This window comes from Corynebacterium sp. DNF00584 (genome assembly GCF_001552965.1).
In the GTDB taxonomy this organism is placed as follows: domain Bacteria; phylum Actinomycetota; class Actinomycetes; order Mycobacteriales; family Mycobacteriaceae; genus Corynebacterium; species Corynebacterium phoceense.
This window is the reverse complement of the sequence record NZ_KQ959771.1, coordinates 25,396-40,525: the sequence shown is the minus strand read 5'-3', so window position 1 is coordinate 40,525 and position 15,130 is coordinate 25,396. Positions and strand designations below refer to the sequence as shown.

The following is a 15,130-nucleotide window of genomic DNA, read 5'->3' as shown; positions in this document are numbered from 1 at the left end:
TATTCACCCACTCACTTTCTTATCTCGTTAACCTACTGTTAACTTTAGCAAGGGTAATGGGAGTGGTCAAATAGTGGGAACCAACCCAGCAATTCGTGTCATGAAAGTTTGAGCTATCGCTGCAGGTAGGTCGCTATCTCTTCAAGTGCCTCGGGCGAGCCAACTTCATAATCAAGCAGCGGAAGCTCAGTGACGGGCACGTCAGGCAACGCCGCGCACAGCGTCGCAAGCGCTTCTTCCTCCACCGCGCGCCGGCCAGGCAGCGCCGCCGGAGATCGGCGGTTAATGAACAACCCTCCCACCGGTATGCGATGCTCGGCGAGCTCCGCGTAAAGCTCAATGGTCTCCATGACCGGCAGGCGCTCGGCCGTGAGCACGATATTGAAGGTCGAGGACCGCAGCGCGTCACGCAGATGCGCGAAGCGCGTGCGGCGGCGATAAAGGATGGAACGCAACTCCGCGTCACGGCGCTGCGACTTGGTCTCGCCACCGAGCGAGCCGACGACGTCCGCGAACTTATCCGCTTTATCGCGGCGCTTGAGGAGACCATCCGTCCACGCGCTCATGAGCTCGGGCAACGCCATGAGACGCGCGGTATGCCCGGACGGAGCGGTATCAAAGATGATGTGATCGTAGGAGCCCTCGTGGTCCTCGATAAGGACGGCCATCTGCTCGAGGAGCGCAGCTTCATGCGTGCCCGGGGAGGCTGCGGCAAGCTCCAGATGCTTATCGACTTCCTTATGGAGGCGCTCCGGCATGTGGGCGCGCATGGTCTCCCCCGCCTGCGCGAGGTGAGCGCGGGTCGCCTTCTCCGGGTCCAGCTCCACGAGGTCGAGGTTCTCGCGCACCGTCACAGGTTCCGGACCGATCTCCTGATGCCACAGGTGGCCCAGATTGTGGGCAGGATCGGTGGAAACAACGAGGACGCGTTCCTGTTTCGAGCGGCCCAGCGCGTAGGCATTCGACAACGTGGTTTTCCCCACGCCGCCCTTGCCGCCAAAGAACGTTAGCAACAGCTCATCCCCTCAATCGGCGACCGATCCATGCCCATGCGTGTATGCCATTCGTGCAGGTCTTCGTAGATAACCGGGAGCAACTCAATCGTGTAGAAGCTCGCCGGATTCGGGATGCCCAGCGCCTCGGAGAGAACGAGGAGACGAAAGAAGTCGTCCTCGTCCCGGCGCGCCCGGGAGAACTCGCGCCGGTACGGCGCGGCGTAGAACTCTTTGAGCAGACTGGTGAGGCTCATACAGACTTAGGCCACCGGGGCATCGGCAGTCTGACGCACCGGATGCGGCGCGTCCGTGTCCTCGTCACTCCACTCGACGGGCGGGGCCTTGCGTGCCGCAGAGACGGCGCCGATAACCTCGACGATGACCCACACCGCAGCAACAACGATGACGACGTCCATAGCGAAGAGCAGCCAGTTCTGGGCAGCCCACAGCGTGCCCAGCTGCTTGACTGCAGCCCACAGAGACATCGCGGTAACGAAGACGAGCGGGATGGCGACCGGCCACGTGGGGCGGCGCAGATGCGTGAGAATGACCGTGATGACGGCGAGCGAAAGACCCGCCATGAGCTGGTTCGTAGTACCGAAGAGCGGCCAGATCGTCATGCCGCCGGAACCGTCCGCGCCTTGCGAGAAGGTGAGGGCGAAAGCGATGCCCACCGCGATGGACGTTGCGCCGAGGGCACCAATCTTGAAGCCCATGATCTCGCCGATCTCCTGGACGACGAAGCGCTGGAGGCGCACGCCGGAGTCCATTGTCGTCGCCGCAAAGAGGACGGCCATGGTCGCAAGGATGGTTGCGGACAACGAGGTGGAAATACCCAGGCCCTCGTTGATGAGGTTGCCGCCGCCCTCAACGAAGGCGGACACACCGCCGGCGTTCCACTCGGAGTAGATCTGCTCCCAGTCGGCGAGCGTCTTGAAACCGGAGGTCGTGGCGATAATGGTGCCCAGTGCAAGAAGGCCCTCGCCGACGGCACCGAAGTAACCAACAAAGCGAGCGTCGGTCTCCTTATCGAGCTGCTTCGACGACGTGCCAGAGGCAACCATGCCGTGGAAGCCGGAAATCGCGCCGCAGGCGATGGTAACGAAGAGCAGCGGGAAGATACCGGGTGTTTCCGCCGGCAGGTTGTCGCGCAACGCCGGTGCGACGACGTCGGGCGCGGTGAAGAGGAAGGAAGCGTAGAGGATGCCCAGGCCGATGAACAGCTGTAGGCCGTTGATGTAGTCGCGCGGCTGAAGCAGCATCCACACCGGCAGCAGCGAGGCGATAAACGCGTAGACGAACAGAACGATGATCCACACGCCGTTCGCCGGGATGCCGAGAACGGTTTCCGGCAGCACGATGGGGAAACGATCACCGATGATCATGAGCGTGTAGAGCGCAACGACGCCCACAACAGAAACGAGCGGCAGCGACCACTTGAGACGGTAGATGGCCTGGCCCACGAGGAGCGCGACGATGATGGCGCCCCACGTCGGGATAACGGAGGTCGGCGTCGAAACCAGCAGATTGGAGATGACCACACCGAAGGCGGTGTTCACCATGAGCAGGAGGAGGAAGATGACGACCAGGAAGAGGTTGCGGCCACGCGCACCGATGTAGCGCCCGGAGAGCGTACCGATGGACTGGCCGCGGTGGCGCTGGGAAGCCCACAGCGCGCCGAGGTCATGCATACCCGCCATGAAGACGGTGCCGATGGTCACCCACAGGAAGGCCGGTAGCCAACCCCAAATGACGGCGACGGCCGGGCCGATGATGGGCGCCGCACCCGCGACCGAAGTGAAGTGGTGACCCCACAGCACGTACTTATTCGTCGGCACGTAGTCGACGCCGTCCTCCATGGTGTGGGCAGGCGTCTTATAGCTATCGGAGAGTCTATAGATTCTTGAGCCTAAAAATTTTGAGTACAAGAAGTAGCCGACGGCCATCATCGAAAGACCGATGGCCATAAGGATGAGAGAGTTCATACCAATCCTCCGTGTGCTGCGGTTCACATTAATTGGGAGGATTATGGCACATCACGAGATGGGGCGCCATCGCGCGTGAGTGATGGGGGTATTTTCCACCCATCACGCGAACCGCTACCGTTATCTCGGGCTGCGCAAAGGCTCGGTGCATACAAGTTCGCCGGCTTCCACCATCTCGTTGAGCACACGACGAATACCGCCCACCGATATGCCCGCCGCCGCGAGCTCACGACTCGATGCCGTCACATGTTCCTGCACATAGTCGATCACAGCATCCCGAGACTTCCCTCCGCTTGCAGCAGCTCTCTCCGTCCTCGTCGCGTCGCGCTGTGGGAAGACAAGTTCACACGCCGTCAGAGAGTCACGCGGTTCTGGCGGCGGCAGCACATGCCGCAGAAGTTGATCAAGGATTTCGATACAGCCGGTTGCACGATGAAGTGCCCCGCCGTGCGTGTGTTTATCCCCGCAGTTCAGAACGACTAACTGCGCGCGAAAACGGCACACCCCACAACACAACACTGCACACAACACTCAGCACGTGCGCGTGTTGTGTTGAGTGTTATGTGCAGTGTTAAAGGTCGAAGCTTCGCGACCTCAGCGGAGGAGACTTAGTGACCGCGCTCCTGCTCAAGGGCTTTGCCCTCATTCCAGAACGGTGCCAGCTTGTTGTCGAACATGGACAGCGCCGAGGCGATGGCCATGTGCATGTCGAGGTACTGGTACGTGCCCAGGCGGCCGCCGAAGAGGACTTGATTGTCCTTAGCCTCGGCCGCCGCGCGCTTGCGGTAGGCCCCGAGCTTGGCGCGGTCCTCCGGGGTGTTAATCGGGTAATACGGCTCGTCGCCGGACTCGGCGAAGCGGGAGTACTCCTTCATGATGACCGTCTTATCGGTCGGGTACTTATCCGCGCGCTCCGGGTGGAAGTGACGGAACTCGTGGATGCGGGTGTAATCCACGTCCGCATCGTTGTAGTTCATGACCGGGGTGCCCTGGAAGTCGCCGGTAGGCAGAACCTCGAGGTCAAAATCGAGCGTGCGCCAACCGAGCTCGCCCTCGGCGTAGTCGAAGTAGCGGTCGAGGGGGCCGGTGTAGACGACGGGTGCGTCCGGATTGGCGGCACGGATGTCGTCGCGAACTTCGAACCAGTCAGTATCGAGGCGGACCTCGATGTTCTCGTGGTCAGCCATCGCGTGCAGCCACGCGGCATAGCCATCGACGGGCAAACCCTCGTAGGTGTCATTGAAGTAACGGTTGTTGAAGGTGTAGCGCACGGGCAGGCGCGTGATATTGCCGGCCGGCAGCTCCTTCGGATCGGTCTGCCACTGCTTTGCGGTGTAATCACGGATGAAGGCCTCGTAGAGCGGACGGCCGATGAGCGAGATGGCCTTCTCTTCGAGGTTGGTGGCTTCCTCCGGGGAGAACTCGCCGGCCTGCTCGGCGATGAGCGTGCGGGCCTCGTCCGGGGAGTAGTAGCGGCCGAAGAACTGGTTGATAAGGCCCAGGCCCATGGGGAACTGGTAGGCCGTGCCGTCGTGCATAGCAAAGACGCGGTGCTGGTAGTCCGTGAACGACGTGAACTTATTGACGTAGTCCCACACACGTTTATTCGAGGTGTGGAAGAGGTGGGCGCCGTACTTGTGGACCTCAATGCCGGTCTCGGGTTCGGGCTCGGAGTAGGCGTTGCCGCCCAGGTGGTTGCGGCGCTCGACGATGAGCACCTTTTTGCCCAGCTGCGAGGCAGCCCGCTCGGCGACGGTGAGGCCGAAGAAGCCGGATCCAACAACGATGAGGTCATAAGAAGTCATGGCTCCCAGCTTAATGGGAAAAGGCTCAAAGAAAGGCAGCGGCGTGTCGCAACAGAGTTCACACTTTTATCAGCTTTAACATTGGCCCCAAACGTATACTCTCGTCGCGGCAGCATGCTGCGACCAATCCGAGGAGTCCTCACCGTGCAGTTACGACGTATCAATAGACGCCAGCGTTCCGTGTGGACGCCGGTAGCCGCCGTCATCACGTCCGTCTCCGTGTTTGCCGCCGCAGCCTTTGGCGGCCACGACATCCTCAAGACGCAGGAGATCGGCTCTGGTCCGATTGACCCGGCGGTCAACTCGGCGTCCTTCGCCGATGGCGCCACGACCGTTGTTGACGATCCGGCCATCGCTTCCCAGGGCGAGGGCGACGGCCCGCGCGCGGTGAAGGAATTCCACCGCGACGAGGCCTTCTCCCAGTTTGCGCTCACGTGGTCCGGTGAGCGCGATATCGCCGCGTTCGTCCGCGCGAAGCAGCCGGATGGCTCGTGGTCCGAGTGGTACGACGCCTCGCCTATCGGCACCGAGGGCAGCAACGGCAAAACCGGCACGGAGCTCATCTATGTGGGCCAGACCAATGACGTCCAGGTCTCCGTGGGCAACGTCGACCTCTACCAGGACAATAACGACAACATCCTCGACCAGGCAGCGAATACCATCAACCCGTTGCTTACCAACGTGGGCGATATCGCGCCGGTCGCGGACACCATGCCCAGCGACCTCGACGTCGTCTTCATCGACGGCAAGGCGCAGTCCGGCATCGCGCCGGTCGCAGACTACCGCGACGCAGGCATGCCGTCCGTCGTCTCCCGCGCGGGCTGGGGCGCCAACGAAGGCATCCGTTGCCAGCAGCCGACCGATGACGGCTACGTCAAGGCGCTCACGCTGCACCACACCGCGGGCTCCAATAACTACACGCAGGCGGACGCCGCCGCGCAGGTGCGCGGCATCTACGCCTACCACGCCCAGACCCTGGACTGGTGCGACATCGGATACAACGTGCTCGTGGACAAGTTCGGCACCATCTACGAGGGCCGCTACGGCGGACTCGACCGCGCCATCCAGGGCGCGCACGTGGGCGGCTTCAACTCCCACACCTGGGGCATTTCCATGATCGGCAACTACGAGACCGCGCAGCCAAGCCAGGAGATGCTCGACTCGGTCGCCTCCATCGCTGGTTGGAAGGCCGCGAAATCCGGCTTCTCCCCGTCATCGACTGTCTCGCTGACCTCCGGTGGCTTCAACGGTTCGCGCTACGCCGCGGGCCAGACCTACACCGGCCCGGCCTTCATGGGCCACTCGGATCTGCACTACACGCAGTGCCCGGGTGCGAATACCATTGCCCGCTGGGACGAAATCCGTGCGAAGGCGACGACGAAGTACAACGCCATCAAGAACGGCGGCGGCGCTGCGGATGACCTCAACATCAACGACGGCATCAATGACGGCTGGGACGAGTCCCAGGCGCAGGAGAACAACACGAGCTCGGATCACTCCTCGACTCCGCAGACCTCGAACTCGAATGCCACCTCGTCTATCGGCGGCACCGAGGTTCCCATGTCCACCATCGAGGCGATCATCGGCATCGCAGCGGCGCTCATCGGCATCGTCGCAGCCTCGAACGTCGACGGCATGAAGGTCGATCAGAAGGCCGAGCTCGCCGGCGGCATCACCGTGGGCGAGGTCCCGAATATCGTGTCGAAGGTCATCGCCGTGACCGGCAACGAGGGTCTGGCCGAGACGTGGACTGCGGTCCTCAACGCCTTCGGCCCGGTCCTCGGCCTGCCCGTGGGCGGCCCGGACCTCAAGGACGTCGACTCCCAGCTCGTCTCCCAGCTGTTCACCAACGGCGTCGTCCTGTCCAGCAAGGACACCGGCACCCACGCGCTCGTGGGCGATATCGCTCGGAAGTGGGCCGAGAACCCGGAGGCATTGGGCCTGCCCACCTCAGACGAATACAAATCCGCAGACGGCACGACCATCCGCGTTGACTTCCAGGGTGGCTACATTACGTTTGACCCGACCAGCGGCCAGGCTCAGGTCTTCACCAAGTAAGACGCACACGAAAAATGCGCCCCTCGGGGCGCATTTTTTATGCGATATTTAAGCCCAGTCCAGACTGCGCTCCACCGCGCGCTGCCAGTCGGCAAAGATGTCGTCCCGGTTGGCCTGCGGCTCCCACGTCTTATCCGGGGCAACGAGTCCCTCGAGTTGCTCGAGGTTTTCCCACACGCCAGCGCCGAGCCCTGCGGCGAACGCAGCGCCAAGCGCAGTGGTCTCAATCTCGCTCGGGCGCGTAACCTTCGCGCCCATAATGTCAGCCTGCAGCTGCATGAGGAGGTCGTTGGCGACCATGCCGCCGTCCACGCGCAGCTCTGTGAGCGCAACGCCCGAGTCCGCGACCATCGCCTCCACGACCTCGCGGGTCTGGAAACACGTGGCCTCGAGCGCGGCGCGCACGATGTGCGAGCGGTCCGCGAATCTGGTCAGGCCCACAATCACCCCGCGCGCGTCCGGCCGCCAGCGCGGAGCAAAGAGCCCGGAGAAAGCCGGCACGATGTACACCCCGCCGTTGTCCTCCGCTGCAATGCTTTCCGATGCCGCCGCCGTCGGAATCATCCCCAGCTGGTCCCGCAACCACTGGATAAGCGCGCCGCCTACGGCGACGGAGCCCTCGAGGGCGTAGGTGGGGGCGGCATCGGAAAGCTGGTACGCGACGGTGGTGAGCAGGCCGTGGTCCGAAAAGTGCGGCTCGGCGCCGGTATTGTGCAACAGGAAGAGCCCGGTGCCGTAGGTGTTCTTCACCTGTCCCGGGGTAAATCCGGCTTGGCCGAAGAGCGCAGACTGTTGGTCGCCGAGCACACCCATGATGGGCACGCGGGAGAGCGTCCCGCGGTGTCGCACCACGCCGAAGGCGCCGACGGAGGGGAGGATGTGGGGAAGCATCTGGACCGGAACCCCCACCTCACGGCAGAGGTCCTCGTCCCACTCGAGGGTATTCAAGTCCATGAGCAGCGTCCGCGACGCATTGGTCACGTCCGTCGCGTGGATCTCGCCATCCGTGAGATTCCACAGGAGCCACGCGTCGATGGTGCCGGCGAGCAGTTCGCCGTTCTCGGCGCGTTGCCGGGCCCCCTCCACGTGGTCGAGGATCCAGGCAATTTTGGGCCCTGCCGGATAGGAATTCGCGAGCAGGCCGGTCTTCTTGTGCCATTTATCGGCGGGCTCGTGGCGGCCCGCGGTACGGGTGTCCTGCCAAACGATCGCGTTATAGATAGGCTCGCCGGACTCCTTGTCCCACACCACTGCCGTCTCGCGCTGGTTGGTAATGCCGAGCGCGGCGACATCCGCCGCGGTGATGTCGAGCTCCACCATCGCCGTGGAGACGGCGCGGCGCGTGTTGTCCCAGATCTCGCGCGGATCGTGCTCAACCCAACCCCGGCGCGGAAGGATTTGCTCGTGCTCGTACTGTGCAGAGGCGACGATGTGCCCCTCCTCGTTAACGAAGACGCAACGCGTCGAGGTGGTCCCCTGGTCGATGGCGGCAATCAGCGGCATTAGAACCAGCGCTCCAGCACTGTGGCCACCCCGGCTTGATGGTTCGGGGTCGTCACTTCGTCGGCCGCCTCCTTCACAGCGTCCGCGGCGTTGCCCATGGCCACGCCACGTCCAGCCCAGCGCAGCATCTCAATGTCATTGGGCATATCGCCAAACGCGATGGTCTCGTCTTGTGCGACGCCGTAGTGATCCGCGAGCCAGGTAAGCCCCGTGGCCTTGGTGATGCCCGGCGCAGCAATCTCGAGGATGCCCTCGTCCATGGAGAAGGTCACGTGTGCCTCATCAGGATCGACGTGCGGGGCAATGAGCTCATAGAGCTCCCGCGAGCTGTACTCCAGGTTGCGCAGAATGAGCTTGACGCAGGGGACCGAAATAACTCCCTCCGTCGTATCCTTCTTGAACTCCCCAAATAGATCATCGTCGCCGTAGGCGGGATCCACGACGAAGAGTTCCGCCACGTTGTCACGGGTCGACGTGCCAGCGCGCTCGGCGCCCACGGCGATGCCCCCGTAGCGCGCCATGACGGACTGCGCGGTCTCGACGATGGTGGTAAGCGTCTCCGGCTGCAGCTCATGAGCGAGGACCACCTGATCTGCCGCGGAGTCGTAAATGACGGCCCCGTTGCTCGTCACGCAGAGCGGACGCACAGGAATCTGTTCGAGCACCGGCGCGATCCACCGGAACGGACGGCCCGTCGCCAACGCGAAGTGGGTTCCGGATTCGACCGCGCGCGCCACGACGTCGCGGGTGCGCTGCGTGACGCGGTGGTTGGGATCGAGGAACGTTCCGTCGATATCGCTGGCAATGAGCCGTGGGATCACTTTTCTAAGTTTCCTTCTTCAGACGGCGCCAGGCGCGTCGCACCCGGCGGGCGAGCCGCTTATCTTCCTTGATTTCCTTCTGTGCGGCGGCGCGATGGGCCTTCTCCGCGCGGGCGCGGGCCTTGGCCTCGCGCTCGGCATGATCCATGCGGTTGGCTTCATCGAGGGTCGGCGCGGTGCCGCCCATCGCGGCCGGGCGCCAGTCGAGCCCGTCCTCGAACGGGCCGTACTCCTTGTCGTATCGGGTACGGACCTCCGAGAGCAGTGCCTGCATCGCGGCCTTGAGCGTCGCGATGTCGGTGTCCGGGTCCCCGGTCCTAGTAATGGGCTCGCCCACCTGGATGATGACCGGCGTCTTGGTGCGGCCGAGGTGCTTCTCGCCGCCCTTCGTCCATATGCGCTGGGAACCCCACGTCACCATGGGAATGAGCGGCACGTCTGCGGTCGCGGCGATGCGCGCCGCACCGTTCTTGAAGTCCTTGAGCTCGAAGCTGCGGGAGATCGTGGCCTCCGGGAAGATCGTCACGAGACGACCGGAGCGCAGGTGGAGCACGGCGGCATCGATAGACGAGGCACCCGCCGAGCGGTCCACCGGTACGTGCTTCATCGTGCGCATGAGCCAGCCCACGACGGGGACATCGAAGATTTCCTTCTTCGCCATGAAGCGGGTGAGGCGACGCCCGCGGATATACGGCGGGATTTGGCCAAAAATGAAGTCGTAGTAACCCGTGTGATTCATCGCGAAGAGCGCGCCGCCGAACTGCGGGACATTCTCCGCGCCGTAGACAGAAATCTGGATGCCCTGCGCCCGCATGATCCGGTTGAGAACAGCAATAATGCCCTGGTAGACCGGCTCGCCCGCCTCAGCGTGGCGCGGGAGCTTCTCAAGCGAGACTGGGACGTGGACGAAACCTTCGCGAATATCCATGGTGCCCTACTTCACCGGCGTGAGGACGTCCTTGCCCACGAACGGGCGCAGCGCCTCGGGCACGACGACGGAGCCGTCAGCCTGCTGGTGGTTCTCCAGGATGGCAACAAGCCAGCGGGTGGTCGCAAGCGTGCCGTTAAGGGTCGCGGCGAACTGGGTCTTGCCGTTCTCGTCGCGGTAGCGGGTGTGCAGGCGGCGGGCCTGGAAGGTCGTGCAGTTCGAGGTGGAGGTGAGCTCGCGGTACGTCCCCTGGGTCGGGACCCACGCTTCGTTGTCGAACTTGCGGGCAGCGGACGATCCAAGATCGCCACCGGCGATGTCGATGGTGCGGTACGGCAGCTCCATGGCTTCGAGCATGGACTTTTCCATGTTCAGCAACTGCTGGTGCATGTCCTCGGCCTCTTCCGGCTTGCAGTAGACAAACATCTCGAGCTTGTCGAACTGGTGGACGCGGAGGATGCCGCGGGTGTCCTTGCCGCTGGCGCCGGCCTCGCGGCGGAAGCAGGAAGACCAGCCAGTGTACTTGAGCGGGCCGTCCTTGAGATCGATGATCTCGTCCTTGTGGTAGCCCGCGAGCGCGACCTCGGAGGTGCCGACGAGGTACAGGTCATCCGCTGGGAGGTAGTAAATCTCGTCCGAGTGCTGGCCGAGGAAGCCGGTGCCGGCCATGATCTCCGGACGCACGAGCACCGGCGGGATCATGAGCTGGAAGCCAGCCTCGCGTGCCTTCTGCGCGGCGAGCATAAGCATGCCCAGCTGCAGGAAGGCGCCGTCACCGGTGAGGTAGTAGAAGCGCGCGCCGCCCACCTTGGCGCCCCGCTTGATGTCGAGGAGCCCCAGGGACTCGCCCAGCTCCACATGATCCTTCGGCTCGAAGTCGAAGGTGGGAATCTCGCCGACCTCCTCGATGACGATGAAGTCGTCCTCGCCGCCGGCGGGTGCGCCCTCGACGACGTTGGAGAGCTTGTACTGCAGCTCGGTGACCTGCTCCTCGGCCGCGACCTGCTCGGCCTCGGCTTCCTTGACCTTGGCCTTGAGCTCGTTCGAGCCCTCGAGAAGGGCTGGGCGCTCCTCCGGGGAGGCCTTACCGATCTTCTTGCCAAAGGCCTTCTGCTCGGAACGCAGCTCGTCGGCCGCGACGATGGCGGCGCGGCGGCGCTCGTCCGCAGCAATGAGGGCGTCGACCAGCGACGGATCCTCGCCGCGGGTGACCTGGGAGGCACGGACAACGTCTGGGTTTTCGCGGAGGAACTTGAGATCAATCACGCAACAATCCTAGCGCATAGGGACTTTCACCACGGCTTACGCTCGCCACGGGGGCGACCACCCCCTTGCCTGGTTATGACCACCGGCCTAAAATACATGACATGAACATCCCAGCACGCATCATCGAGGACGGCCCCATCCCGAAGCATGCGCAGCTACGCGATATTTTGGCGGAGCTGTGCCACACGCAGCTCAAACCTGGAGATATGTTGCCCGGGGAGAGGCTCTTGGAAGAAACCTACGGCGTCTCCCGCATCACGGTCCGCCGCGCGATTGGTGATCTCGTCGCCGCCGGGCAGCTGCGGAGGGTCCGCGGTAAGGGCACCTTCGTCGCCCCCAACCCGCTCGTCTCCCGCCTACACCTCGCATCCTTCTCGGATGAGATGGGCGCCCAGGACGTGGAGGCTTCCTCGAAGATCCTGCTGGGCGGACGTTCGCCAGCGCCGGACGAGGTCACGGAGTTCTTCGGAACTCCGGCGGGAACCCCGCACACGCACCTGCGGCGCCTGCGCCTGGGCGACGGGGAGCCGTATTCCATCGATGACGGTTGGTACAACTCCACGTACGTGCCCAATCTGCTGGAGAACGACATCTACAAGTCCGTCTATCACATTCTCGACACGGACTTTCAGGTACCGATTACGGAGGCGGACCAGATCGTCACAGCCGTCGCCGCGGATCCGGAGGTCGCACAACTACTCGATGTCGAGCCCGGCACGCCGCTGCTCCACATCATTCGGTACTCGCGCTCGGGCGATAAACCGGTCGAGTGGTGCTCCTCGGTCTACCGCACAGACCGCTATCACCTCTCAGCCCGCGTCGGACGTGCGATGGAAGAGTAGCCGGGCGAGTGTAAACTACGCAGGTATATGAGTAGCCGACAGACTTTCCGCGCCCTCCGGAGCGCCACCGCCGTCAACACTGTATTGATAGCGGCGGCGGCCTCCGCCGTCTTCGTCGGCTCCTACGGTCTCTTCGGAGGCGAGACCACGACCAAGACGCACGGTGCCGCCGCAGCCTCAAGCTCGGCAGAGGTCGCCGCAGAGCTTGCCCCGTTCACCACGGCGGACGCGGGCTCGTGCCTGAACTGGGATATCGACGCGCAGGGGAAAGTCTCGAATTTCTCGCAGACTGACTGTTCGACAGAGCACCGTTTCGAGGTCGCCGCGCGCGAGGATCTGTCTGTCTACCCCACAAGTGAGTTCGGCGAAAACGCGCAGATGCCCAACCAGGAGCGCCAGGCGCAGCTGCGCGAAGAGCTCTGCCACGGCGCGACGCTCGCGTACGTGGACGGCCGCTTCGATCCGGCGGGCAAGTTCTCCATCGCGCCCATCCTGCCGCCGGCGGAAGCCTGGGCGCAGGGAGACCGCACCATGCTCTGCGGCCTGCAAACCACGGATGAAAAAGGCGTCGCACAGCCTTTTAGCGGACGCGTCGTCGAGGTTGACCAAGCGAATATCGCGGAGCCTGGCGCGTGCCGCGCCATCGGCGACGACCAGGTGCTGCGCACGGTCGACTGCGCCGAGCCGCACCAATTGGAGACGGTGTCCATCGTGGACCTGTCCCAGCAATTCCCACAGGGCACGCCGTCCATCGACGACCAGAACAAGTTCCTCTCGGAACGCTGCACCCAGGCGGTCGAGGATTACCTCGGCGGCGAGGAAGCGCTCTACCAGTCCACGCTGCAGCCCTACTGGGGCTCGCTCGCGGAGTCCTCGTGGAACGGCGGATCGCGCTCGGTCAACTGCTCGCTCATGCACGTGAACAGGCAAACGAAGACCTTCTCCGCCATCACGGGTTCGGCGAAGAATGGCCGCGAATCCCTCACCATCGACGGCGCCACCCCGGCCGCGCCGCCCACGCGTAACCCGCTGCGGAACCCGTAGATGTATTACGTAGAGGACGAGCGCTTCGATGAAATGGTCGAGGCAGCGCTGGACAAAGTGCCCGAAAATTTCGTGGCGCGCATGCGCAACCTGGCGATTCTCGTCGAAGACTACAACGAGGAGTCGCCCCACATCCTGGGTCTCTACGAGGGCGTCGCGCTGCCCGAGCGCACGTTTGACCACACGGGCTACCTGCCCGATGCGATATTCATTTACCGTCGCGCGCTCCAAGACTGGTGCAATTCAGAAGAGGAACTTGAGCACCAAGTCATGGTGACCGTCTTCCACGAACTGGGGCACTACTTCGGCATCGACGACGAGCACCTGCACGAGCTGGGCTGGGGTTAAAGCTCGAGGTCGGCCCAGCGCTCCAGCGTCCATTCCCCAAACCGCCCCGTCGGCTCCATGACCGTGAAGCGGCAGTTGGGCATGTAACCGGTGAAGGCGAAGTCTGGATCCACGCCGCAGGCATGCGTCGTCACGGTACGGATGACGGCGCCGTGCGAAAAGACAACAACGTCCGAATCGGATCCGACGACCGACTCCAGGATGGGCTGGTAGCGCCCCAGCACGTCACGCAGCGTTTCGCCGCCTTCCATGCACGCATTCATATCCCCGGTGAGCCAGCCGCGCAGGGCGAAGGTATAGGCATCACGCGTCGCATCGGTTCCGGACATCTCGTGGATACCGGCGAGGATTTCATGGAGCCCCGGCGTCGGCTCGACGGGCAACGTATACGGATCCCAGCCGCGCGCTTCCTCGAAGGCGCGCGCCGCCGCCATCGCCGTTTGCTGCGTGCGAATCGCGATGGATGAAAGGAAACGCGGAACCCCCTCAATGAGATCCGCCAGCTCCAACCCCACCGCGGTGGCTTGGTCGCGGCCGCGCGGGGTGAGTTCCGCACCCGGCGGGCGGGTGTCCATGAGGTGCTCGACGTTAGAGAATGTCTGCCCGTGACGCACGAGGTAGATACGCATACCCCGGAAGTTTATTGGCCCCGGCGCGCCCGCGCTACCCATTCGTCTGCGGCCGCGAGACGACGGCTCGAGTCCAGCTCCTGCGCCGCGGGCCACGAGCCGACGAAGACGAGCTCCTCCGTCCGCAGCCACAGGGCACGCAAGGCCTCAGCGACGGGTTCGTCCTCGATATGCCCCACAAGATCCGCGTAGAAGCGGTACGTGCCGAACTCTCGTCGGGTGGGACGGGACTCGATGCGCGTGAGATCCACGCCGCGAATCGCAAACTCCTCGAGCGCGCCCACCAACGAGCCTGGTTGGTTGGGAAGCGTAAAGACGACAGACGTGCGGTCGGAACCGGTCGGGGAAGGCGGAGCCGCGGGCGCACCAACAAGAAGAAACCGCGTCGTCGCGCCGCGCACGTCGGCCACGCCCGATTCAATGATCTCCAGTCCATAAATCTCCGCCGCGCGCGCCGGTGCTGCAGCGACGTCGGCCTCACCCTGCGCGACCATCTCCGCGGCCGCGGCGTTGGAGGACGCCGGGGTAAAGGCGGCATCGGGAAGCTCCTGCGCGATCCAGCTCCGCACCTGCTGGTACGCGACCGGATGCGTCGCAAACTTCGCTCGATCCCGCGACCCCGGGCGCACCATAATGGCGAACTCGACGGGAAGATCGACCTCTCCGAAGACCTGGACTCGCTCATCAGACTCGACGAGCGCGTCAAAGGTCGCCGTGACGGCGCCATCCACGGAGTTCTCGATCGCGACGACGGCGTACTGGGCAGCACCAGAGCGCACCGCTCCCAGCGCTTCGGAAGGGGAACTAACCGGAAGCCCCGTCACCTCCCCCAGATCAAACTGCAGGAGGGCGGCTTCCGTAAACGTCCCGGCAGGGCCCAAATACGCGACTGTCGTATGCATAGCG

General features: G+C 63.8%; 15 protein-coding genes. 4 read left to right on the top strand and 11 right to left on the bottom strand.

Features of this window, described 5'->3' with window-relative positions; genetic code table 11:
- Nucleotides 1-113: 113 nt before the first annotated feature.
- The 5 genes from HMPREF0307_RS12270 to glf all read right to left on the bottom strand — a co-directional run bounded on the left by HMPREF0307_RS12270 (nucleotide 114) and on the right by glf (nucleotide 4,785).
- Nucleotides 114-1,013, bottom strand: coding sequence for an ArsA family ATPase (locus HMPREF0307_RS12270; RefSeq protein WP_141628694.1), 900 nt, complete (start codon nucleotides 1,011-1,013; stop codon nucleotides 114-116).
- The gene (locus tag HMPREF0307_RS12265) at nucleotides 1,007-1,249 is read right to left on the bottom strand and encodes a cory-CC-star protein (protein ID WP_066493527.1); all 243 of its coding nucleotides are present in this window, start codon (nucleotides 1,247-1,249) and stop codon (nucleotides 1,007-1,009) included. The genes HMPREF0307_RS12270 and HMPREF0307_RS12265 overlap by 7 nt, the downstream gene beginning before the upstream one ends.
- Before the next feature lie 6 nt (nucleotides 1,250-1,255).
- Nucleotides 1,256-2,980 carry a carbon starvation CstA family protein gene (locus tag HMPREF0307_RS12260; RefSeq protein WP_066493525.1) on the bottom strand — a complete coding sequence of 575 codons (1,725 nt, stop codon included), beginning with the start codon at nucleotides 2,978-2,980 and terminating at the stop codon, nucleotides 1,256-1,258.
- Nucleotides 2,981-3,100: 120 nt separating this feature from the next.
- The gene (locus tag HMPREF0307_RS13065) at nucleotides 3,101-3,250 is read right to left on the bottom strand and encodes a helix-turn-helix domain-containing protein (protein WP_156435941.1); all 150 of its coding nucleotides are present in this window, start codon (nucleotides 3,248-3,250) and stop codon (nucleotides 3,101-3,103) included.
- A 338-nt stretch (nucleotides 3,251-3,588) separates the two neighbouring features.
- Nucleotides 3,589-4,785: a UDP-galactopyranose mutase gene (gene glf, locus HMPREF0307_RS12250; RefSeq protein WP_066493521.1), complete on the bottom strand. Its 1,197-nt coding sequence runs from the start codon at nucleotides 4,783-4,785 to the stop codon at nucleotides 3,589-3,591.
- A gap of 144 nt (nucleotides 4,786-4,929) precedes the next feature.
- Between glf and HMPREF0307_RS12245 the strand changes: the two genes are divergently transcribed.
- The gene (locus HMPREF0307_RS12245; RefSeq protein WP_066493519.1) at nucleotides 4,930-6,843 is read left to right on the top strand and encodes an N-acetylmuramoyl-L-alanine amidase; all 1,914 of its coding nucleotides are present in this window, start codon (nucleotides 4,930-4,932) and stop codon (nucleotides 6,841-6,843) included.
- 48 nt (nucleotides 6,844-6,891) lie between these two features.
- Here the strand turns inward: HMPREF0307_RS12245 and glpK are convergent, their stop codons facing one another.
- The 4 genes from glpK to serS are packed head-to-tail and all read right to left on the bottom strand — an operon-like array spanning nucleotide 6,892 to nucleotide 11,361.
- Complete coding sequence (glpK, locus tag HMPREF0307_RS12240) at nucleotides 6,892-8,346, bottom strand: glycerol kinase GlpK (RefSeq protein ID WP_066493517.1); 1,455 nt, start codon at nucleotides 8,344-8,346, stop codon at nucleotides 6,892-6,894.
- A complete protein-coding gene (locus HMPREF0307_RS12235; RefSeq protein ID WP_066493515.1) occupies nucleotides 8,346-9,167 on the bottom strand; it encodes a Cof-type HAD-IIB family hydrolase in 822 nt (273 codons plus the stop codon). The genes glpK and HMPREF0307_RS12235 overlap by 1 nt, the downstream gene beginning before the upstream one ends.
- A 4-nt stretch (nucleotides 9,168-9,171) precedes the next feature.
- On the bottom strand, nucleotides 9,172-10,095 hold the full coding sequence (locus HMPREF0307_RS12230) for a lysophospholipid acyltransferase family protein (protein WP_066493513.1): 924 nt from the start codon (nucleotides 10,093-10,095) through the stop codon (nucleotides 9,172-9,174).
- A gap of 6 nt (nucleotides 10,096-10,101) precedes the next feature.
- Complete coding sequence (serS, locus tag HMPREF0307_RS12225) at nucleotides 10,102-11,361, bottom strand: serine--tRNA ligase (RefSeq protein WP_066493511.1); 1,260 nt, start codon at nucleotides 11,359-11,361, stop codon at nucleotides 10,102-10,104.
- A gap of 101 nt (nucleotides 11,362-11,462) precedes the next feature.
- Between serS and HMPREF0307_RS12220 the strand changes: the two genes are divergently transcribed.
- The 3 genes from HMPREF0307_RS12220 to HMPREF0307_RS12210 are packed head-to-tail and all read left to right on the top strand — an operon-like array spanning nucleotide 11,463 to nucleotide 13,595.
- Complete coding sequence (locus tag HMPREF0307_RS12220) at nucleotides 11,463-12,203, top strand: GntR family transcriptional regulator (RefSeq protein WP_066493509.1); 741 nt, start codon at nucleotides 11,463-11,465, stop codon at nucleotides 12,201-12,203.
- Nucleotides 12,204-12,230: 27 nt separating this feature from the next.
- Nucleotides 12,231-13,247 (top strand): septum formation family protein, encoded by a 1,017-nt coding sequence (locus tag HMPREF0307_RS12215; RefSeq protein ID WP_066493508.1) that lies wholly within the window; start codon nucleotides 12,231-12,233, stop codon nucleotides 13,245-13,247.
- Nucleotides 13,248-13,595, top strand: coding sequence for a metallopeptidase family protein (locus HMPREF0307_RS12210; protein ID WP_066493507.1), 348 nt, complete (start codon nucleotides 13,248-13,250; stop codon nucleotides 13,593-13,595).
- On the opposite strand, the gene HMPREF0307_RS12205 is transcribed toward HMPREF0307_RS12210, so the two are convergent.
- Together HMPREF0307_RS12205 and pheA are read right to left on the bottom strand one after the other, a co-directional pair.
- Nucleotides 13,592-14,224, bottom strand: a complete 633-nt coding sequence (locus HMPREF0307_RS12205; protein ID WP_066493505.1) for a histidine phosphatase family protein — start codon at nucleotides 14,222-14,224, stop codon at nucleotides 13,592-13,594. The genes HMPREF0307_RS12210 and HMPREF0307_RS12205 overlap by 4 nt on opposite strands.
- An 11-nt stretch (nucleotides 14,225-14,235) precedes the next feature.
- The gene (pheA, locus tag HMPREF0307_RS12200) at nucleotides 14,236-15,126 is read right to left on the bottom strand and encodes a prephenate dehydratase (RefSeq protein ID WP_066493503.1); all 891 of its coding nucleotides are present in this window, start codon (nucleotides 15,124-15,126) and stop codon (nucleotides 14,236-14,238) included.
- Between the last annotated feature and the right edge of the window lie 4 nt (nucleotides 15,127-15,130).